Below are 21,109 nucleotides of genomic sequence, written 5' to 3'. Positions count from 1 at the left end.
CAGGAAATCGTATGCCAAGAATTTGCGAAGAACCAGATCCGAATGAGTTCCAAAATTACACCCGAGGACTACGAGGAGGATCTCGGGACTACCGACGTATACGAATACGGTTTAGTTACCCGGCGTGATGTTCGCCGATACGCACGTGCCGTTGAGGACGACAATCCGATTTTTCACGATGTCGAAGCGGCCCGAAGCCAAGAGTACGACGACCTGGTTATCCCGCCGAATTTTCTTCCTGCGATTATTGAACGGTCCACAGGATGTCCTGATGACAATCTTCGAGAAGATGGACTCGACCCTCATCTGTATCCGATAGAGTTACCATCGGATTCGATTCTCATGGGTGGTGGACAGAAATTAACCATTGAGACGTACGCGACAGCAGGATCCAGAGTCACGATCCACGAAACGTTTGTCGACATATATCAGCGTGAGAGCGCGTCGATGGGGCAACTCACGTTTTTGGAGTTACAGTCGGAGTATTTCACCGATGCTGAGACCAGGGTGTTGAGTTGTGATGAAACCGTGATTGTGGGGGACAGACAATGAACGATATCGACAGCGTATCGGTGGGGGATCGACTGACGCTGGAGAAAGAGCCGAGTCGACCCCAACTGTTCCGCTTCAGTGCGATGGCGTGGAACCCACATCGAATCCACTACGACCCAGAGTACGCAAAAGACGTCGAAGGTCACCCAGACGTTCTCGTTCAGGCACACTTCCATGGAGCCTCGATCCAACAACTACTTCTCAACTGGTTGCCTGCTGACGGACGGTTAGCCGAGCTTGAGTGGAGTAACGTAGGTCGGGCCGTGCCCGATGAAAAATTAACCGCCAATGCGGAAATCACTGCAATTGACGAAGAGCATGGTCGTATCGAATTCGAAGTGTGGACAGAATCTGACGAAGGGCGGTGTGCCGACGGGACAGCGGTTGTCGTACCTCACGAGTGAGTGTAAATAAGAGAACAACGGTTTCGAGGCAAAGAATCGACTCTGACAGTTCTCTCCGGCGCTTCAGGGAGTGTTTGAGTCTCTGGTTTAGCTATTCTTCCTCTCGAAGTGCGCTCTTTTCGATTTTTCCGATACTGGTTCGGGGAAATTCATCGACGAACTCGATTTCTTCGGGGACCTTGAAATTCGCTAAATTCTCTTGCGCGTACTCGAAAACCTCTTCTTCGGTGAGATCGTCAAACAATTTTATATATACTTTCACAGCTTCGCCGTAGATTTCGTGGGGTATACCCAAGGCGACAGCTTCATCGATGTTGGGATGTTCTCCGAGAACTTCTTCGACTTCAGCTTCACTAACGTTCTCACCACGGGTTTCAATGATATTCTTTTTCCTATCTACGAAATATAGGAACCCATCGTCATCAAACCGACCGAAATCTCCCGTGAGGAACAGTCCATCTTCGTTGAAAGCCTCCTCAGTCTTTTCCGGCATATTGTAGTATTTTTTCAGGACGGTCCGGCCACGTTTTGCGTTGACAGCTATTTCACCCCGTTCCCCGATATCGACTTTGTTCCCCTCATCGTCCAAGATGTGAAGGTCTCTCCCTAACACAGGGCGGCCTATGGACGGCCATCGACGCTCATTGTACACAGGAGCGAGCGTCAGAAGAATGAGCGCCTCGGTACACCCGTAGCTGTTGAGCAAGGAGACATCAAACCGATCTTCGAATTCGTTCTTCATTTCCTCAGGGACATTAAACGCGGTAAAGGCGTGTCGCAGGTCGTTATCCCCGTCGGTTCCCGATTCAGGAGTAGCCATCAGTGCACGAACCTGTGTCCCAATGCAAGTGGTTACTGTTGCTCGGTGTTTACGCACCTGATCCATGAACTTTGAGGCTTTGAATTCCTCATACAGAATAGCTGTAGCGCCAGCGGTTAGTGATGAGAAAATTGCTAGAATTTGTGGACTACCGTGATACAGTGGTAGTGCAGATAGGTTACGGTCGGAGGGTTGCAGGGCCAGATGTTTGGCGATACGCTCGCCGCCAGTCATTAGGGTAGCGTGAGTGTGAAGGGCCGGTTTCGGCATACTCGTCGTCCCTGATGTGAATAGGATTTCGGCGTGGTCTTCGGTATCAATCTCTGTATCAGGGAGGTCCGGTTCGGCGTTCTCAACCAGTGAGGAGAGCAGCAAATCCCGCTCTTTTTCGATTTTCTCTGGACGAGCCCACACGATTTCGTCGATATCAGTTTCTTCGATCCCCGCCGCAATGTCGTCCTCAAAATCGGGTTCGGTAATCAGTAACTCCGCATCCGCGATATCCAGCGTGTATTCGATCTCTCTAGGTGTGTGCTGTGTATTGGAATGAACCGCTACGGCACCGAGCTTCATCAAGGCAAACCAGACCTGAACGTACTGCGAGCAGTTCGGGAGATGAATCGCTACATGGTCTCCTTTCCGAACCCCCAGTTCGTCGTGGAGTGCTCTCGCTGTCGTATCTATCTTTTCATTAAATTTTTTGTACGAATATACTTCTTCGTCACCTTCAGCCGACTCGTATATTAAAAACGAGTCATCACCAGAGGTGGCCACTCGGTCTTTCCATAGCTTACGGATGTTTCCACCGGAGACGATATCCATGGAAGCCGATTATACGAACACATATAAAAATTTACCCCCATAGCATATTGTTCAAATTTGCTGTTTGGAATTCGTGGCAAAACTACAACCCAGTCCTGCGGGTTTCGAATCCACATGTCTATTTGCTAGACAAAGAACCCTGGCGATTCACGTTCATAGCCGGTTCAATATCACCCCCATACTGGAGGACATGTTAAAGCTAGAGGGTTTAGCTATTTTGAACCGATTTACGCCTTCAGTAAAGAATGAGATCGCTCAAAGCTTGGTTGTAGAACAGATGCCGGATAGCTGGCAGTAGTCTCGAGGTCAACCGCAGCAATCAGCCAGTAATGCATATTATTCACCCAGATTTCGGTCTCGTCAGTGGCCAAAAATTCGGATGTGAATCCTTGTGAATGGTGGGTCGACATTAAGACCGTTGACGATAGAGACGGTATCTGACAGCCATCATCCGGTCATATTCAGTCGGGGACGACCTGCATCCTCAATTCAAATGTCCCCTCGCTCTCCAGTGCTCACAGCGTCGGAGGACACGTTGCTTTTGATGAGGCGGCGGATTTCTTGCATATGCAATGAAAATTGCGGCATCACCTTCAGGACTTATACTGGCAGAGGTCCGCAAAGGCCCTACCGTGAACAGTACCCTTTGCACGGCTGAAGCGACAGCAAAGCATATACACCGCTGTAAATAACCCTCTGACACGAGAATGAGTACAGAAGAATTCATCAATTCTGCACCATTAGTCCAGCTCTTGGGGATCGAAATTACAGAAGCAAACGATGGATACGCGGAGGGAAAGTTAGATTTACGCAAGGAACTTTCTGGACACTCGGATAAGGTAATCGCTCATGGCGGCGTGACGTATTCACTCGCGGATACGGTCGGGGGCGCAGCGATGATGTCCAAAATAAACCAACCTCCGCCAACAATCGATATGCGTGTCGACTATCTGAATGCAGGGACCGGAACACTGTTTGCGGAAGCTACTGTGGAACGTGTCTCTAGGTCGGCAGGGGTCGTTCATGTGAACATAACCGATAATGAGGACACTCGAATCGCGGTTGTCAGAGGCGTGTACGACGCTCATGGCTGGTAACTGAAGTGTAAAAGAAAATACCAAGCGATTCGATGCGTTGGCAAACTACAGACGGTCAACTCCTTACAGAATCGGCGGCGCTGAGATTACTCTACGCCACCACCAGCTAAGCCAAAAAACTCACCCGAAAAATGGTCGGACTGACAGAACACCTTGATTGGTTCACCAGACTCTGCAACGTGTTTCGAATCCTCCGTGAGTCCCCACTCTTGTGACGTCCCCTCAATCACCTCCCCTTCCTCGTCGTATCGCCGAGTAGTTAGATAGAGGGTTTCCCTGTCGTCTCCAACAACGTACTCGTTTTCCACTTTATGTTGACCGCGTCTGTGGATACCCAAGAATCGTTTTCCGTCCTCCGTCTCGTTGAACCGAGACTTGAGTATGGACGGATTAGAAAGCCTATCGTCGTTATCTTGGTTCGACATCACGCTCGACCCTTTTTCGTATGGAATGATAAATTTATGGGCAGCTCCGTGAGCTTACATCCAAACAGCAATTCTCTAATTTCGTATATACCGAGATGTCTGTGTTTTTATGCAGCATATCGTACGACGACTGAGTGTGCTACACTCATGGACGCATGTACCAGGTCGAATTGCAGATACTTCGAAAAGTATGTTTCTGCTGATGGTTCTGTGAGTTCCTCGATGGTCATTAGTAATTTAGACGCTCATTGCGCCAGAGATTACATTGATCTACGAACTGTGAAACCCACTTATTCTCTATTCGGTAGGACCAATTCCACACCTCTGTTTAATACTCACCGTACGGCGGTAATTCGAAACTCTCGTCTTTGACCTCCATCGATTCGGCGAACTGACGCATGTAGTGGTCAATGTCGTCGCCGATTATCGGGGCGCCGTGTGCAGGTGCGATAACTTCTGGTTCGTATTTGTCCAGCAAGCCCATGATTCGCGAGACGGTACGCTCGGCATCCACGTACTTCGCCCACGCCACGAAGTCATCCGCGTAGTAGTCGTCGATATAGTTGTATTCGAGACCTTCTCCGTATTCGTTTGATACCAAATTACACTGGTTTCCTTCATGGAAGTATCCAAACCCTTCCAGTGTGAACCACACGTTGTCGACCTCGTCGAACACCCAAGTGGTCGTCTGAACGTCGATTACCGGTACTTCGGTGAGACTCATTTTCCGGCCCTCGATGGATATCGGCCCGACCAGTTCGTCGAAGCCGGTAACCGGCGTCGGGATTCCCGATACTTTCGCGCCTCCGATGGGGAAGACCACCTCCATGTTCTCCCACGTCTCCTTGAAATGACCTGCGTTCCCGGAATGGGGAGTGTGGGGTTTGAAAATGAAATTTGCATCCGGACCTTCGGGACCCGTAATGTCCTCAACCTGTTCTTTTAGTCCCTCGGCGTGAAGGAACGGACCATCGTCAAGCAAGATGTAGCTCCCCTCGTGTTCGATGATGTAGAGCGAGGTGTGGATGTGGTGATCTGCATCCGGTGCTTCGGTGCACTCATGAATCCAATACAGACTGTCTGTGATTTGTCGGACCATTGGTTTAGAACGATATGTCGGTGAGTTCTTCCGCGCTAACGTATTCGGTACCCAGTGAGCCGTCTCGAGAGATGCGCTCAACCATTGAATCCATCAGCCCCCGGTATCGGTCGATTTCCTCTCGAATCGGCTGTCCGTGAGCGGGGAAGATATGTTCGATATCGTAGTTGTCGTAGAGATGATTGTGTTGGTCGATTATTTTCCACGGATTACAGTTCGGAATATACCGGAAAGCCCGCCCGTTGTACTCCATCATTTGGTCTTGGGAAACACGGTGTTCGAGTTCATCAGCCCACTTGCCGCAGTCACCACTACAATGGGGGAATCCATAGGAGTCGACACAGTAGAGGCCCTTATCCTTGTGGTCATACATCCACAGTGTCGGTGCCCCGTCCTGCCAGACAGGTTCTATGAATTCGACAACTCGACCGCCACCCAAGTCAATCGTATGCCCAGGTTCAACTAACTCCGCGTCATCGAAGTAGTGGAATTCAGGAGCAACTCGAGACGGCTTCCGGGCAATCAGCGTCGAATGGAGTTCTTCTTGTAGTTCGTAGGTATCGTCGGCGTCTTCTTGGTAATCTGGGTGCACCATGGCCGCTTCCCTACTAATCGGGTATGCGTTCCCCACATGAGCAGCCTCGTCGTGGGATAACACGAGATACGACAATTCCACATCTTCCTTCTCAAGAATCTCTCGAACCCCGTCGGTAATGGCGTTTCTGACATTCGGAGACGACGTGTCGAACAACAGGGCTTCGTCCTCACCGACCAGCAGATACGTATTAATCGGCGTGTGGAACTCGTGACCGCGCTTGAACCACTGTGGGTTCTGAGCGGCTTTTAGTTCGCGGAGATGAGGGTTGATAGTACATTCCTCAAGAAGATAGACACCTTCGGTGAGTTCTGTTGGCTCATTGAGGAACGAATCAGGACCGTCGATTCGCCTCGAATGAATTTCATCCCGTTGCTGCTCCGTCTCTCCCGATTCTTCGCCTTCGGACTCCGAGACCTCCGAAGGATTTGTATCGAAAACCATTGCGTGTGCGCAATAGATTTACGTCCGCATATAATTTTCCCCGCTCCCCGATATATTCCAGGCATTAGTGAGGATACACGCAGAGAGCACAGCGTATAACAACGTTTTCGACTGCTGAAAATCAGCAGCACCGAGGTCGCACACCGCTATCAGACGGTCCGAATAACCGATTTAACACCGGTTTAGCCATCAGTTTACAATTTTTACCGGTAGATTTATCCCATACCACGTTATGTGTTATCATGGTGCTTTGGGTATGTACAAAGATATGCTCATCGGTGACGGGGTACTCCATTCCCTGAACAACTCCGACGAGAACCTACGAAACAAAGAGGCCGAACGGTTGATGGAAAATGTCGTAGAGCTCCAGAAGGGGCAAGCCCTGGAACCAGAACTTGCACATTCCAGAGAACAGTGGTGCAGGAACTGGACCGCCGATGAAATCGAGGAAGCGACGTTTCTAGAAAGCGATGTTGACTTCGGGGTCTACCACTCGACGCCGATTTATGACCTTTTTTATGACGGGTATTCCTCGTTGGAAACCGGCCTCAAACTGAAAGAAAACAATCCCAAGCGTGTGAAACTCTTGGGTGACGTAGACCCACTAGGGAAAGACGCAATAGATGAAATGGAACGGCAGGTCGAGGAGTACGGTGTTGATGGCTTCAAAACGTATCCTACGTACTACCGCAATGACGGACGAGTACGCGAACTACGGCTTGATGACGACCTACTTCCCATAGTAGAGAAGGCACACGAATTAGGTATCAAGCACATCGGCTCTCATAAAGTGCTCCCCCTCGGACCCGTTGGCATCCACAACGTCGACCCGAACGATGTCGCGGAAATAGCCGCGATGTATCCAGACATCCAGTTCGAGTTACTCCATCCCGATATCCACTACATTCACGAAATTAAGCCGATGACAGCCAACTTCGATAATATCTGGCTCAATCTGGAGCTCTCGCTGGGAATCCTCGCCCTCCAGCCGCGACGATTCGCCGAAGTTCTCGGGGAACTGGTCCTTCATGGTGATCCGAGTAAAATCATCTGGGCGACAGGGGTACCGCTTGTCCATGCCCAGCAATACATTGAGGCCTTCTGGGAGTACCAGTTCCCGGAAGACATGCAGGAAGAATATGGCTATCCAGAGCTAACCGACGAGATGAAACGTGGAATTCTCGGCGAGAACCTCATTAATCTTTACGACTGGGACGCCGACGAACTTCGAGAGCACGTCCAGAACGACAAGTGGGCAGAGCGTCTCGAAGAAGAGGGTCGGCCGGAGCCGTGGTCGTGTGCAGGGATAGATGTCGAACCCGAGCCAGCAGCGGGTGACGACTGAGATGTCGGTTGAGAGTCAAGCGACGCAGGACCACGTCGTTCAGCAACTTGAGGAGGTACTTGATCCCTGCAGCTGCAACACCGCAAGCCCAGTCAGTATCGTTGAGCTCGGATTAGTCGAAGAGATACAGGTGGAAGACCGATCAGTCTCAATCCGTTTGCTCCCAACCTCGCCTATGTGTCTTTACATGGGACAAATAATGAGGGACGCTGAGCGAGAAGTACAGAAGATTGACGCCATTGATGATGTTGACATTGAGATAATTAACGCCACCGAAAAAATGTGGAGACCGGAGCGGCTGTCCGAAGATCTTAAGAAGGCACGAGATGCTGGACAGCTCATCAAAAATTCACCTGAGTAACCGAACGAACCCAGAGGACTGCCTTCACCGAAAGTCATTATTTTTAGAGACAGTCCCATAATGGGCCGATTGTGAACGACTCTACCCGATCTCACCGAATAATTCCCACCCCAATATGACAATTATTGTATGAAAATGTTGATACAGATGTATGTACACACTACTGAGTATGCCGTACAACGGTTATCAAGACTACTTCGAGAAACCAGTGATACTCAGCGTCGCATTGACGGGGGGCGCCCAAGGTAAGGAAGCCAATCCGAACCTCCCCGAGCAACCTGAAGAGATTGCGACTGACCTCGCTGCTTGTGAGGAGGCAGGAGCGTCGATAGCTCACATTCACGCGAGAGACGAGGACGGGAATCCGACGACCTCCGTTTCGAAGTTCCAAGAGATACGTGACGCGATAGACAACCACTGCGACGACATTCTCGTCAATTTCACCACCGGTGGGTTCGAACTCGGGCCCCACCGCCTACGGCCCGCCCTTGAAGTTGAACCACAACCAGACATGGCAACGATTGACCTCGGGCCACTCAATTTCGGATACGACACCTCAGCACTCAACACGAGAGAACAGAACGAAACATACGCCCGCGAGATGCTCGAAAACGGGGTCAAGCCTGAACTGGAAATTTTCAATACGGGGCACCTCCCTGAGATGCAGTATCTTGTTGAAGAGAATTTACTCGAAGAGCCATACTGGTGTACGCTCGTGTTTGGCATGCAGAACGGGATTCCTGCCCGGCCGCGGAACCTCGTGAACGCAGTCGATAATCTTCCAGATGCCTCCGAATGGCAGTGTCTGGCAGTCGGTCGACACCAGCTACCGCTGACCACAATGGCCATGTCGATGGGTGGCCACGTCCGGGTCGGAATGGAAGACAACGTATTCTACGACAAGGGAGAACTCGCAGAAAGTAACGCTCAGCTCGTCCAGCGGGCCGTGAGAATCGCGGATGAACTCAATCGTCCCGTGGCGACCCCCGACGACGCCCGGAGGATTCTCGGCCTCTAATCCAATCAATTACACCATCCTGACGTTCGGATATTCATTTTCACCGCGACAGCATAGGACGATATAGAGACATCAGATACCGTATGACCGGGGTAGTTCAAGGACGTTATTAGCGATATAGTTCAGTTTCATTTGGTCTGTAATGGGAGCGATTCGCTGATGGCGGGCGTAGCTCCAGATAGCGGCGATACCGTAATCCTCCGTTGCGCTAGCTCCACCAAACGTTTCGAGCGCGTTATCGGCCGCTTCGAAGCCTGCCTCTCCAGCCTTGAAATGGGCGATATTGGAAAGCTCGCCGACGTTATCATACCCTTCGTCGTAGGCTCGTGCCGCTCGTGTCGTCATGGTCCGGGCAGTCTCTAAATTGGCGTGTGACTCCGCTAGTGGATGCTGGATAGCCTGATGGGAACCGATCGGCTCCCCCCCCCCCAGACTTCCCGCTCTTTCGCGCGTTCGACCGCCTGATTTAGAACCCACCGACCCCGACCGATATGTTCGGCAGCAACGCTAATCCGCTCTGGGTTGAGTACGTCGAATATCGGCTTGAAGCCACCATGAACCTCTCCAATAACCTGTGATTCGTGTACACGGAGGTCGTCAATATGCACGGTGAATGTTCGTTCGCCTGCTGGCCAGTAGATGTCAAGGCCCACCGGATCGTATTCGATTCCGTCGGCTTCCGGGTCCACCAAGAACACGGTGAGACCGTCAGTTCGGTTGTCCGCTTCTTCCGGCTTTTTTGTTCGTGCGAGGAAAGTGTATCCGTCAGCGTGGTCTAGTCCGGAATTGAACACCTTTTCGCCATTGATGACGAACTCGTCACCATCTCGTTCGGCAAACGTCTGGGTGTTAAGCATATTCGAGCCGGCTTTTTGTTCGGTGACGCCGAGCGCCCAGCTCTTTTTACCCTTAGCCAAGGCCGAGAGATGCTCTTCTTTCTGCTCATCGGTTCCATATCTTGAAAGCACGATGCCGCCGAAAACCGTATTCAGCGTAAACCGGCTACCAAGCAGCCATCCTCCGGCCTCGGAAAGTGCCTCGATTGCATACACCAGTTCTTCCATTCCCATTCCCTCGCCACCGTGTTCAATGGGAATCGGGATGCCGAAGAATCCGGCCTCGGCAATAGCCTCAATGTACTCGGTTGGCTCCTCGTCGGCCAACCGCTTCTCCCGGAAATACGAATCACCGAAGTCTTCAGTGATATCATGCGCGATATCGACAAGCATCTGCTGCTCGTCTGTGAGCTCTTGACCCATACAAATCACGTTAGGTCATAGCAACATATAAATTTCGAGTGAGTACATTCCAATAGCTCCTCAACACCAACCAAACACACAGGACCCATAGACTACCAGATACTGTATTTTTTAAAAGAGTCGTGCGGTTACTGGTTGCTCAGTGTTGACCGGACTTTCGCTAGGCCGAACACATCGCCAATCAGAAAGAGGAGAGAGACCCCTCCGGCAGCAACCATGACCGTCGGTGGGCCGACGAGGATGGCCAATCCGAGTCCGAGGTATAATCCTCTCAAGGGGATACCGATAGACCTTGCACCGTTGTGTCCACTTAGTCCCATTCCGAGTATCACGAACCCAAACAGAACGCCAAGGAATACTAACACCGTACTTGGGAAACTCCAGAAGATGAGCGAGTCGTTGGCAACAAAGGCAAACGGGAGTACGAACGCTGGCGCACCGATTCGGAGCGCCTGCTTGCAGGTACCTATAAAGCTACAATTCGCTATGCGTGAGCCGATGGCGCAACAGAGGGCAACAGGTGGTGTGATTGCCGAGAGCATCGCGAAGTAGAACACGAACAGGTGTCCGGTGAGCTGCTGGACGCCGAACTCAAGAAGTGCTGGTGCGACGAGGAAAACGACAAGAATGTACGCTGCCGGTGTCGGCATTCCGAGGCCGAACAAGAGACTCGTAAGCATCGCAAGCAATAGTAGAAGCACAAAAACGCCACCTGCAAGGCCAAGCATCTGAGCGCTAATCTTTCCCGAAAGCCCGGTCTGTGTGACCATCTGGACGACGATTCCGAGCGCACCGAGGACTCCGAGCAGCGGAACCATTTCAAGGGCGCCTTCCTTGACCCCCTCGAGATACGAAGCGCCCAATTCTTTGAACGTGTCAACAGTGATATTTTCTTGATAGACGGTCCAAAGGAAATTAATCGCGATGAGCGAGAGAATCGTGTACAAACCCGCACCCAGTGGCGTCATTCGGAGAACAACAAGCGTAAACAGCAACACACCCAGCGGGACAATAAAGTAGTACCCCGTCGAGAACACTGAGTAATCGATTGGTTCGTCCGATGTGTCGATGGTCCAGTTGTTTTTCAGTATCAGCAAGTGGATGATAATCGCAATAGAAATGAAAAACAGTAGCGCTGGGAGAGCAGCACCACGTATAACTTCGAAGTAGGAGATGCCGATAATTTCAGCCATCAGGAACGCAGCAATCCCCATCACGGGCGGGAGGACTTGAGACCCTGATGATGCAACGCTTTCAATTGCGGCGGCGTACTCGTCTTTGAGGCCCTGGTCTTTCATCAATGGAATAGTAAACGTCCCGGTCGTCGCCGTATTGGCTGCCGCGGCACCGGTCATCGAACCAATAATGAAACTCGAAACGACCGCAACGTGCGTTATTCCCGTCGTGACTTTGGATCCAATCTCCGTTCCGACGCTCATGACATAATCTAGGAGACCAAGTGATTTAGCCATGCCAGCAAAGACTATGAAAATGGCGACCCACGTTGCACCGACCCGCGGAATAAATCCATAAACCCCGTTAAGAGCCATCGTATTATTGAAGACGATTTGATTGACGTCCATCCCCGAGTGACTGAAGATCCCGGGCATCCATGGGCCGGCAAAGCCGTACAAGACGGTCAACACGGTGAAGAGAGAAATGATCCATCCAAAGGCAACCTTGGTAGCGTGGAGGATAATCAGCATGATGAGGATACCGACGTACAAATCTGCGGAAGTCATCCCTGCGAGCGGTACATCGACACGAATCCGGTCGAAGTGATACTCGACATACACCGAAAACGCAAGAGACAGGACCGCGATCAACGGATACGCATAGACAGCGATCTTTCGAAGTGGTCTCATTCGGGCTAACAGCGCCGAAAATCGGTCGTCAGTTGCTTGCGAAAACGAAGACCAGTCATCCCTATCCACGAACTGGTGGAGGTAGAAAACAGCGAGACCCGGACCGAGGAAGAGGTTAAGAAAACGGACTCGGTTCATTCCAAGCGTAGCAGCGTACCAAAGGAGCAGGAAGACTAGGTAGATACTGAAGAAGTAAATACCTGCAGTAGCCAAAGAGTCAAAATCAATCTCATCGTCAATTATTGAACGGGTTATCATGGGGTCTGATTCTGTCGTCTGTTCAGGAAGTCATAAAACTATCGCCGAAAGCGATTCTGTTGTGAAATGACCGCCGTTACAGCAGGCCCTGATCCTCGTAGAAAGACTGTGCTCCGGGATGGATGCCTCCTCCGTCGTAAAAGGCCCGAGTCCAGTAATCCATATTTTCATGGAAGCTAAAGGCGCTGTTGGCCTCTATCAGTGCGTCTAAATTATTATTCATCGTGCTCAACATCGTCGAGATCGAGCTGTCAGAGACCTCCGTGGTTGACGCCAAGAAGAATCCGATATCCCAGCCGATGTGATCGCCATCCGGCACCCTGTCGAAGTCGGGGATCTGTTCCTGTTCCCAGGTGACCGAACTAATAAGTTCATCTTCGACAATCATATCACCGCCGTCGGGCCACTCGACGACGTACGTGTCTTCACTCGCCATAATCTGTTCGACCCATGGGACTATGACTTCGAAGTTAGTGAGGGTTATTGCAGCCGCGTCGATGATCCCTTCACTGAACGCTCCCTGCTTGTCGCCGAAAGCGACATCGGGGAAGTCGGCATCAACACCATACATATCACAGATACGCCTGGTGATTTGATTCACCGCTGCACCCTCTGGGCCCGCTCCGATACTACGACCGTCTAAGTCCTCAATAGTTTGAACACTCTCGTCGTTGGTAATTAGCATCCATGTAGAATAGTTGTACGTGACCACTTGGTCAAGACTGACACCAATGTCGGCATACGGCTCGTTCCCCGCCTCAAGATTGGCAAGTTCCCAGTTACCGACGAACGCGAGGTCAGTTTCGCCACGGGCGAACCGGCCGATGTTCTCACGGACGCTGCCACTCGGACGAACGTCCAGTCGAATCTCATCGGTTGCATCGTTGACGACTGCCGCGGTAGCTTGACCTTGAGCGAACGCGTTCGTTCCCTGTTGGTGCATACTCACCACCAGTTCGGTGGCACCGCCACCAGAGCCGTCGTTGCCATCAGAGTCGCCGTTACCGTCAGAATCTCCGTTGCCGTTTCCATTTCCATTCGACCCACCGTTACCCGAACAGCCGGCAAGGGTTAGTGCCCCACCTGCAGCCGCTGCTTGGATGTACCGCCGCCTACTCATTCGGTCTGATAATTCGCTCCCGCTAGTCTCTGAAGAGTCTCGTGTCATAGATTGTTACACCTTCACAGGAGTGGTATTGTTTAGAAGTTATAAAATTACTGGTGTCGGTATTTAAAAGAACGCGTGATTAACCGATTTTCACGAACTTCCGCTACATGAGACACCTTTTTCTCATCCTAACGCATCGGTACGAATATGTTCCAAGTATTGCTGCCTGTCGATTCCGATGACGACCGTGCGATAGCGGCGGCAGAAGCCGTTGTATCATTACCGAACGCACCCGAAGAAGTGCACGTGACTATGCTGAACGTCGAAGAAGAGTTCGAAGTCTCAACGGAAGGCGGGTCTGTGCGTTCCGAAGACTGGTACGATGAGACAAATTTCCCATCAAGTGTCGAACAGGCAAGTGCCTATCTCACTGATGCTGGGGTAAGCGTCAAGCAACGACGAGTACACGGAGATCCCGCGAAAGCCATCCTTGATGTCGCGGGTGAGATTAAGGCGGACCGTATCATCATGTGTGGGCAGAAGCGGACGACAGTAGGAAAAGTGCTGTTGGGAAGTGTAACCCAATCCGTGTTACTCAATGCCGATATTCCGGTGACAGTCGTGTACGCCCGTACGTAGCGAGAGCTGTTACCGAACAGGACCGGGGGACAACGGCCGGTCTCACTGATTGTGACCCAGTATAAGCGAATCCCTCTTGATTTCGGTGGCGCCTGTTCCAATAGCCTCAACTTGAAAAGCAGGGGAACTTTTAATCACAACGTAAGTTGAGTGGAGGTACATGGAGATCCCAGTTACTGCTGCATCTCTCGGTGTCGTCCTCGCAGTTGTTGCTGCCATGCTGTTCGCAGTCCAGAACACCTGTGTGCGCCTCGGGACGGAGAAAGGGGATGTCACCGGCGTTATGATGACTTCGCTGATTTGTAATGTCCTCATCTTAGTGCCAATCGTCGTAATCATCTATCCACGTCCGTACTTGGACCTATTTACACCGGTTTCGTTCCTCTCGTTTGCCGCAGCAGGGCTGTTCGGGTCGCTGATAGCGCGAGTACTTTTGTTCAAGAGCATACAGGTCATCGGAGCGAGTCGTACGACACCAATTATATCCTCAAGCGTCTTTTTCGCTTCAGCTCTCGCAATCATTTTCTTAGAAGAGACGTTGACGGTGCCGCACCTCCTCGGTATCGTCCTGATTGTCGGTGGGGTGGCATTCATCTCTTGGGAGACAGCGACGGCATCGAATTCAGAGACATCGCTTCGAGAAGTCGGCATCTCACTGTTGGTTCCACTCGCGGCCGCAGCGGCAACCGGAATCGAACCGGTGTTCGCCTCGCTGGGACTGTCCGAAGGAACGCCGGTGCTTCCCGGCGTGGCGGTGAAAGTGTTGGCTGCAACGATTGGATTCGGCACATACGTTCGGTTCAAATCTTCTTTTCGAGTGCCGATTCGGCAACCCATTTTTCGATGGTACATCGCCGCTGGTGTCGCGGCGTCGCTGGGATTAATCTCCTATTTTGCGGCTCTAGAAATAGCACCCGTTGTCATCGTTGTGCCGATTTTACAGACGATTCCACTATTTGTACTCCTACTGTCCGCGCTTTTCTTGCCACAGCGGCTTGAGCAAATCAACAGACGCCTCATTGCCGCCGCAGTTATCGTCGTGGTGGGAGCAACAGTAGTTTCCTTATCCGGATAGGACCCTCCACCCGTAAGCGACCGCCACCAAACAAGTGGGAACAAGGCACAAAAGCTATAAAACAACCGAGACGAAACACGCAACTCAGATGAGCCAAGATTACCCCGAGCAGGTACAAACCCAGCAGGCAGGGTTATCGAACTACGATTCGGAGTTACTACGGCGGATGTACAGAATGATGCGCGAAATTCGCGAATTTGAGTATACGGCCGATGATTTGAGCGACGCAGGAGAGATTCCAGGACCGATTCATCTCTATCTCGGTCAAGAGGCGGTCGCAGTTGGAGCGTCGTTGGCCCTCGGCGAGGATGACGTCATCGCGAGTACGCATAGAGGTCACGGCCACGTACTCGCCAAAGGCGCCGACATAGACCGGATGATGGCGGAATTGGTCGGCAAGGAGACTGGACTAAACCGCGGTCGGGGGGGGGTCAATGCACATGGTGGATTTCTCGCTTGGAATCTTCGGATGTAACGCAATTGTCGGAGCCAGCGTCCCCCACGCAGCGGGGGCGGCCTTCAGCTCGAAGATGGACGGCGACGACCGAGTTTCGGTCTCGTTTTTCGGGGACGGTGCCTCGAACCAAGGTGTCGTTCATGAAACGATGAACATGGCCTCCATCTGGGATTTACCGGTCGTGTTCTTATGTGAAAACAACCAGTACGGAGTCAGCACCAGTCAAGAAGACGCTGTTGCTGGCGAACAAATTTCGGGGCGAGCGGATAGCTACGACATGGACGGAGAGACGATTAACGGTCAAAACGTCCTTGAGGTGTATGAAACCATCCAAGAAGCCGTCAAGACGACACGAGAAACCAGTCGCCCTCGGCTAGTAGAGTGTAAGACATACCGGTATAAGGGCCACTTCTCCGGCGAGAAGGACTTGCTTAGGGACCGGCCGTATCGAGCAGAGGAAGAAATAGAGGAATGGAGACGCGAGCGCGACCCGATAGACACGTTCCGGAAGGCACTCATCGAGGAGGATGTTTTCACCGAAGAAACCCTCGATCAGATTGACGTGGATGTCAAAGCGCGCCTCGAAGACGCCGCCGAATTCGCACTCGAAAGCGAGTATCCAAGCGGCGACCGAGCACCCGAATACACCTACTCCGAACAGTCGTACCCCAACTTCCCCGCAGAGAAGTACTAATATGAGCAACCAAAGTTACATCTCGACCATTATTCAGTCGTACCACGAATCACTGAACGATTACGATGACACGTTCATCATCGGCGAAGACATCCAGCATGCGCTGATGGGAACGACTCGCGACCTCGTCGACGAGTTCGGCGAAGAGCGAGTGTGGGACGCACCGATATCGGAGCAGGGGTTCCATGGGCTTGCTATCGGAGCAGCTATGGACGGTAAGCGACCCATCATCGAATACCAGATCAACACGATGGCGTACATGGCCATGGACCAGTTGGTTAACAACGCCCAGAAGCTCCGACACATGACTTACGGGCAGGTGTCGATTCCGCTCACGATTACGGTACCACAAGCCGGGACTCCCGGGGGAAGCGCGGCCCAGCACTCCGATAATCCATATCCGTCGTTGCTCAATCTCGGTATCAAGACTGTCGTCCCAAGTACGCCATATGACCAACTCGGCCTGTTCCGGAGTGCCGTTGCCGAGGACGATCCTGTGATGGTGTTCTGGCCCGCACCCGTAATCGGCAATAGAGCAGAGGTTCCGGACGAGCACTATACGATACCGCTCGGGGAGGCCGACATCAAACGCGAAGGTGAAGATGTCACGGTCGTCGCTATCGGAGAGACCGTCCCCGACGTTCTGTCTGTCGCTGAAACCCTCGCACCGGAGGTGAGCATCGAAGTCGTGGACCCACGGACCCTGCTACCGCTCGATGAGGAGACGATACTTGAGAGCGTGGAGAAGACTGGTCGGGCTGTTGTCGTCGATGCGACGAACCGAACCTGCGGGACAGCCGGGGAGATAGCGTCCCGTATCTCGGATAAGGCGTTCTGGTACCTCGATGCGCCAGTTAAGCGTGTGACACGTGCGGACGTTCCCGTTTCGTACAGTCCACCGGAGGAACAGTTTGTTATCCCTGACGAAGAAACAATTACGGAAGCGATTCGTGACGTAGCGCCCTGAGGACTATCGTTCCGTCGACCCAATCGTTTATACCCTTCCTCGAATACCCTTCGTTCATGGCTGAAGAGCAACAGGAGACAGAACTGCTTGTTGTAGGTGCTGGTCCCGGTGGATATGCAGCCGCAATTAAAGCTGCACAACGCGGGGTCGATACGACGCTCGCCGATCGCGACGCTGTCGGGGGGGACTTGCTTGAACTACGGGTGTATCCCATCGAAGGCACTTCTCACAGCAACTGGACAACTGGAAAACATCCGGAATGCCAATCGAATGGGTATCGACGCCACTGCCAGCGTCGACGCCGAGAAGATGGTCGCTTGGAAAGACAAGGTGGTCGATAGTCTCACAGATGGTATCGGCGGTCTTTGTCGGAAGAGTGGCGTTTCAATTCGCGAAGGACACGTAACATTCGTCGACAAAACGACAGCGCACATAGACACAACAGAAGGCTACGTGGAGATGTCGTTCGATGCAGCTCTCATCGCAACGGGGAGCCAGCCCATCGCCGTTCCGAACTTCGAGTTCGATGGCGATCGAATCCTCGATTCCCAGGGTGCATTGTCGCTGTCCGATATCCCGGATAAGCTCGTCGTCATCGGTGCTGGCTACATTGGTATGGAGCTATCGACGGTGTTCGCTCGCCTCGGAACTGATGTCACCGTAATCGAAATGCTCGACGAGGCGTTGGCAGCTTACGATGAAAACCTCTCGCAGCCAGTCGTGAAACAGCTTCGTTCGCTGGGCGTAACGTTCCAGTTCGGCGAGGCGGCCCTCGACTGGCAGGAAAACGGCGAAAGTATCACGATCTTCACCGAAACCGAAGACGGGGAGATAGCCGAATACCGGAGTGATAAAGCACTCGTCGCAGTTGGACGGACGCCGGTGACCGACGGACTCGGGCTTAATGCACTTGGATTGTCAACGAGTGAACCAGGGTTCATCGAAACAGGCAGATATGGTGAAACCAACGTCGAGAACGTCTTCGCAGTAGGTGATGTCGCTGGCGAGCCAATGTTGGCACACAAGGCGACCCACGAGGGGATTGTCGCCGCCGAGGCAATTGCCGGCGAGAACCCGACCACATCCGAACAGCCGATTCCAGCCGTCGTTTTTACAGATCCCGAGATTGGGACTATCGGAAAGACGGAACAGGATGCAATTGATGCAGGATACGATCCTGTAGTGGGTGAATTCCCGTTTACTGCAAGCGGACGCGCACAGACGAGGAATAAGACGGATGGGTTTGTCCGACTTGTCGGAGATTCAGAGACAGGGGAAATTATCGGCTGTCAAGTGGTCGGCGAGGAGGTAGCTGAGTTGCTCGGTGAAGTGGGCGTCGCGATGCGTGCAGAGCTGACGCTCAATGAACTATCATCAACCATTCACACCCACCCGACACTCTCTGAAGCGATTATGGAGGCGGCGGCGGACGCACTAAACGAAGCAATCCATATTTAGACGCGATCCAACAGAAGGGGCCACGGATCGCGGACGTGCTCATCGAGTGTTGCGAGGAACCGTGCTGCATCGGCACCGTCAACGACGCGGTGGTCAAACGATAGGTCAAACCCGATGTGTTTTTTGAACGCAATACTGTCGTCGTTCGGAACGGGAGCCTCCGAAATGGCATCGATACCGAGAATCGCAACCTCGGGAGGGTTGATAATCGGCGTGAAGGACTCGACACCGAAACCACCCAGATTCGAGACAGTGAATGTACCGCCAGTGATATCATCACTCGTGTAATCTCCGTCAAGTACCTTTTGAGTGAGCGACTGGCGCTGTTCGGCGAGTTCCGTCAATAATCGCGATTCAACATTCTTGATGACAGGCGTTACGAGACCACCTTCGATATCGACGGCCACACCGATGTGTTGGTCGTTATAAATGGTGTGAACATCGTCTTCGAGGGTTCCATTGAACTCGGGATATTCAGTGAGCGTCGCTGAGACAGAGATTAGTAGGAGATCCGTGATTGAGATGTCAACCTCTGCGTAGCGATCAGCGACCTCCGCCGCTTTGAGGAGTTCCTCAACATTAACTTCGCGGTGGACAGTTACATGCGGTGCTTCGCGGTGGCTCTGTCCCAGTCGCTGTCCGATGGTTCGTCGCATCCCCGAGAGTTCGCGTTTCTCCTTGATGCCTTCAGTAGCTCGTTCGATATCGGCGACGGTGACGACATTCCGGGGTCCTGTTCCCTCAACTGTCGCGGGGTCCACACCAAGTTCGGACGCTCGCTGCCGAGCATCAATAGTCGTTTTACCCTCGGATTCCGCCCGCCGTTCGATATCCTCGGAAATCACCGCGCCTTCTGGACCAGATCCAGTAACGTTCGATACGTCAATGCCGAGTTCCTCTGCACGCCGTCTCGCCGCCGGGCTCACGCGGTTGGGGTGCGAGGGGCCGCCACCGTGTGTTCCAGACGCTTGGCTCTCGGAGTTTGCTTCCCGTCGCTCTGCATCAGTGTCCTGTTTGGAGTCAGTAGATTCTGAGTCACCTGCATTCGGTTCGGTTTCGGAACTCGTGTCTACGTCAACCGATGCAAGGAGGTCGTCAATCGATTCGTCGGGTGCAGCGACGACGCCAAGTGGCGTTCCCGGAGAGACGGTTTCTCCAGGCTCAACAAACGTCTGGCGTAGTACACCATCCTCGCGTGCGTCGATTTCTGCAACCGTTTTTTCTGACTCGATTTCTGCAATCGGTTGCCCCTCAGTGACTGACTCGTCGATATCAACCAGCCACTCAATGAGCACCCCCTGTTGCATGCCCTGTTCAAGTTTGGGCATATTTACTAAGTACGCCATTTGTCTATCGTGATATCACGCCCAGTATAAAGACTATTCGTCTAAGCCACAATTTATCAAATAGGAAGTCATACGCCTGAGCATGTCAAGGAAAAAATACAGGTACAAACCGAAAAAAAAGATGGAGAGTTTCAGCGGAGGTGAGACATTGTGACGGGCGCGATAGATATCTGGGTGAACCCGTTCACGGAGGATGCTACGGAACGAATGGCAGCTTCTGCGATTCAGGATATCGCAGACCTCGTGGGGGAAGAAGGACTGTACCAAGATGCCGGACAAACGCCGGCTGAGTTCGTCGACTATATGGACGCCTACAACGTGGATATGGCTCTTATTCCATCTTTGAAGTTCGACGGTGATAATAATCCGCGAGATGGAGTAAAAATCCCGGAAAGTTTGGTTGCGGATATCTGTGAAGAGAACCCGGACCGTTTCAAAGGCTTGGTCGGGATTGATCCGTTCACTGGGATGGAAGGCGTTCACAGACTTGAGCGGTACGTGGAGGAGCACGGATTTGTCGGTGCACACATCGTTCCCCACGGATTCCATTTGCCAACCAACCATCGACGGTACTATCCCTTCTATGCGAAGTGTGCCGAACTCGACATTCCAGTGATAATTCAGATTGGTCATACGGCAGTCCGGATGCCAAACGATCCGGGGCGTCCGAAGTACCTCGACGACATCGCACTTGAATTTCCCAGTCTAGACATCGTCGCGGCAAATATCGGCTGGCCGTGGACCACCGAAGCGACCGCACTGGCATGGACCCATCCGAACGTCTACATCTCGACGACCGGACACTCTCCCCAATATTGGGAGACGGAATTCGTCGATTTTGTCCGAGGGCGGGGACAGGACAAAGTGATATGGGGAACGAGTTACCCAACTATCGAGATTGGGGAAACTCTGGCAGGTGTGTCAGACCTGAATCTGGGTACCGAGTCGGAGCGAAAACTGCTCTCTGAGAACGCTCGACGCGTCTTCAACCTGTAAATAAT

Annotated in this window: 22 protein-coding genes and 1 pseudogene; 14 read left to right on the top strand and 9 right to left on the bottom strand. The window is 52.3% G+C overall.

The genetic code is table 11. The features are described 5' to 3' along the window. Window positions 1-42: 42 nt before the first annotated feature. Both GJ631_RS02925 and GJ631_RS02920 read left to right on the top strand, forming a co-directional pair. Window positions 43-552 (top strand): MaoC family dehydratase N-terminal domain-containing protein, encoded by a 510-nt coding sequence (locus tag GJ631_RS02925; RefSeq protein ID WP_156707707.1) that lies wholly within the window; start codon window positions 43-45, stop codon window positions 550-552. Then, window positions 549-956, top strand: a complete 408-nt coding sequence (locus GJ631_RS02920) for an acyl dehydratase (protein WP_156707706.1) — start codon at window positions 549-551, stop codon at window positions 954-956. Before GJ631_RS02925 ends, GJ631_RS02920 begins: the two co-directional genes overlap by 4 nt. A 91-nt stretch (window positions 957-1,047) precedes the next feature. Here the strand turns inward: GJ631_RS02920 and GJ631_RS02915 are convergent, their stop codons facing one another. After that, window positions 1,048-2,598: an AMP-binding protein gene (locus GJ631_RS02915; RefSeq protein ID WP_156707705.1), complete on the bottom strand. Its 1,551-nt coding sequence runs from the start codon at window positions 2,596-2,598 to the stop codon at window positions 1,048-1,050. Between the two features lie 707 nt (window positions 2,599-3,305). Between GJ631_RS02915 and GJ631_RS02910 the strand changes: the two genes are divergently transcribed. Next, entirely contained in the window at window positions 3,306-3,695 is a 390-nt protein-coding gene (locus GJ631_RS02910; RefSeq protein WP_156707704.1) for a PaaI family thioesterase, read from the top strand. 86 nt (window positions 3,696-3,781) lie between these two features. Here the strand turns inward: GJ631_RS02910 and GJ631_RS02905 are convergent, their stop codons facing one another. The 3 genes from GJ631_RS02905 to GJ631_RS02895 form a co-directional block, all read right to left on the bottom strand. After that, the gene (locus GJ631_RS02905) at window positions 3,782-4,120 is read right to left on the bottom strand and encodes a hypothetical protein (protein WP_156707703.1); all 339 of its coding nucleotides are present in this window, start codon (window positions 4,118-4,120) and stop codon (window positions 3,782-3,784) included. Between the two features lie 328 nt (window positions 4,121-4,448). Next, window positions 4,449-5,219 carry a hypothetical protein gene (locus tag GJ631_RS02900; protein ID WP_156707702.1) on the bottom strand — a complete coding sequence of 257 codons (771 nt, stop codon included), beginning with the start codon at window positions 5,217-5,219 and terminating at the stop codon, window positions 4,449-4,451. 4 nt (window positions 5,220-5,223) lie between these two features. Next, window positions 5,224-6,258 carry an MBL fold metallo-hydrolase gene (locus GJ631_RS02895; protein ID WP_156707701.1) on the bottom strand — a complete coding sequence of 345 codons (1,035 nt, stop codon included), beginning with the start codon at window positions 6,256-6,258 and terminating at the stop codon, window positions 5,224-5,226. Between the two features lie 268 nt (window positions 6,259-6,526). Between GJ631_RS02895 and GJ631_RS02890 the strand changes: the two genes are divergently transcribed. The 3 genes from GJ631_RS02890 to GJ631_RS02880 all read left to right on the top strand — a co-directional run bounded on the left by GJ631_RS02890 (window position 6,527) and on the right by GJ631_RS02880 (window position 8,982). Then, complete coding sequence (locus tag GJ631_RS02890) at window positions 6,527-7,603, top strand: amidohydrolase family protein (RefSeq protein ID WP_197424770.1); 1,077 nt, start codon at window positions 6,527-6,529, stop codon at window positions 7,601-7,603. Then, window positions 7,569-7,964 (top strand): metal-sulfur cluster assembly factor, encoded by a 396-nt coding sequence (locus tag GJ631_RS02885; protein WP_156707699.1) that lies wholly within the window; start codon window positions 7,569-7,571, stop codon window positions 7,962-7,964. The genes GJ631_RS02890 and GJ631_RS02885 overlap by 35 nt, the downstream gene beginning before the upstream one ends. Window positions 7,965-8,133: 169 nt before the next feature. Further along, window positions 8,134-8,982: a 3-keto-5-aminohexanoate cleavage protein gene (locus tag GJ631_RS02880; RefSeq protein WP_156707750.1), complete on the top strand. Its 849-nt coding sequence runs from the start codon at window positions 8,134-8,136 to the stop codon at window positions 8,980-8,982. A gap of 72 nt (window positions 8,983-9,054) precedes the next feature. On the opposite strand, the gene GJ631_RS02875 is transcribed toward GJ631_RS02880, so the two are convergent. The 4 genes from GJ631_RS02875 to GJ631_RS02860 form a co-directional block, all read right to left on the bottom strand. Further along, window positions 9,055-9,459: an acyl-CoA dehydrogenase family protein gene (locus GJ631_RS02875; RefSeq protein ID WP_156707698.1), complete on the bottom strand. Its 405-nt coding sequence runs from the start codon at window positions 9,457-9,459 to the stop codon at window positions 9,055-9,057. Further along, window positions 9,363-10,241, bottom strand: coding sequence for an acyl-CoA dehydrogenase family protein (locus GJ631_RS02870; RefSeq protein ID WP_156707697.1), 879 nt, complete (start codon window positions 10,239-10,241; stop codon window positions 9,363-9,365). Before GJ631_RS02870 ends, GJ631_RS02875 begins: the two co-directional genes overlap by 97 nt. 128 nt (window positions 10,242-10,369) lie before the next feature. Further along, complete coding sequence (locus GJ631_RS02865; RefSeq protein ID WP_156707696.1) at window positions 10,370-12,364, bottom strand: TRAP transporter fused permease subunit; 1,995 nt, start codon at window positions 12,362-12,364, stop codon at window positions 10,370-10,372. Between the two features lie 76 nt (window positions 12,365-12,440). Beyond that, a complete protein-coding gene (locus GJ631_RS02860; RefSeq protein ID WP_156707695.1) occupies window positions 12,441-13,484 on the bottom strand; it encodes a TAXI family TRAP transporter solute-binding subunit in 1,044 nt (347 codons plus the stop codon). Between the two features lie 195 nt (window positions 13,485-13,679). Here GJ631_RS02860 and GJ631_RS02855 point away from each other — a divergent pair, with 195 nt between their 5' ends. The 7 genes and pseudogenes from GJ631_RS02855 to lpdA all read left to right on the top strand — a co-directional run bounded on the left by GJ631_RS02855 (window position 13,680) and on the right by lpdA (window position 18,762). Beyond that, the gene (locus GJ631_RS02855) at window positions 13,680-14,111 is read left to right on the top strand and encodes a universal stress protein (RefSeq protein ID WP_156707694.1); all 432 of its coding nucleotides are present in this window, start codon (window positions 13,680-13,682) and stop codon (window positions 14,109-14,111) included. A 160-nt stretch (window positions 14,112-14,271) separates the two neighbouring features. Then, entirely contained in the window at window positions 14,272-15,186 is a 915-nt protein-coding gene (locus tag GJ631_RS02850; RefSeq protein WP_156707693.1) for an EamA family transporter, read from the top strand. 88 nt (window positions 15,187-15,274) lie between these two features. Continuing rightward, window positions 15,275-15,661, top strand: a complete 387-nt coding sequence (locus tag GJ631_RS18440) for a thiamine pyrophosphate-dependent enzyme (RefSeq protein ID WP_197424768.1) — start codon at window positions 15,275-15,277, stop codon at window positions 15,659-15,661. Beyond that, window positions 15,627-16,337: a thiamine pyrophosphate-dependent dehydrogenase E1 component subunit alpha gene (locus GJ631_RS02845; RefSeq protein ID WP_197424766.1), complete on the top strand. Its 711-nt coding sequence runs from the start codon at window positions 15,627-15,629 to the stop codon at window positions 16,335-16,337. The genes GJ631_RS18440 and GJ631_RS02845 overlap by 35 nt, the downstream gene beginning before the upstream one ends. A gap of 1 nt (window position 16,338) precedes the next feature. Beyond that, window positions 16,339-17,304 carry an alpha-ketoacid dehydrogenase subunit beta gene (locus GJ631_RS02840; RefSeq protein WP_197424764.1) on the top strand — a complete coding sequence of 322 codons (966 nt, stop codon included), beginning with the start codon at window positions 16,339-16,341 and terminating at the stop codon, window positions 17,302-17,304. A gap of 56 nt (window positions 17,305-17,360) precedes the next feature. Next, window positions 17,361-17,492: pseudogene (locus GJ631_RS19395) on the top strand (FAD-dependent oxidoreductase); the annotation flags it as partial. Between the two features lie 4 nt (window positions 17,493-17,496). Beyond that, on the top strand, window positions 17,497-18,762 hold the full coding sequence (gene lpdA / locus GJ631_RS02835; protein WP_370518541.1) for a dihydrolipoyl dehydrogenase: 1,266 nt from the start codon (window positions 17,497-17,499) through the stop codon (window positions 18,760-18,762). On the opposite strand, the gene GJ631_RS02830 is transcribed toward lpdA, so the two are convergent. Beyond that, window positions 18,759-20,108, bottom strand: a complete 1,350-nt coding sequence (locus GJ631_RS02830) for a dihydrolipoamide acetyltransferase family protein (protein ID WP_156707691.1) — start codon at window positions 20,106-20,108, stop codon at window positions 18,759-18,761. The two genes, lpdA and GJ631_RS02830, sit on opposite strands and share 4 nt — an antisense overlap. A gap of 150 nt (window positions 20,109-20,258) precedes the next feature. Here GJ631_RS02830 and GJ631_RS02825 point away from each other — a divergent pair, with 150 nt between their 5' ends. Next, the gene (locus tag GJ631_RS02825) at window positions 20,259-21,104 is read left to right on the top strand and encodes an amidohydrolase family protein (RefSeq protein WP_156707690.1); all 846 of its coding nucleotides are present in this window, start codon (window positions 20,259-20,261) and stop codon (window positions 21,102-21,104) included. Window positions 21,105-21,109: the final 5 nt, after the last annotated feature.

The organism is Natronomonas sp. CBA1123 (assembly GCF_009741925.1).
Taxonomy (GTDB): Archaea; Halobacteriota; Halobacteria; order Halobacteriales; family Haloarculaceae; genus Natronomonas.
The sequence above is the reverse complement of the archived record's forward strand: the minus strand, read 5'-3'. Positions and strand labels throughout refer to the sequence as shown.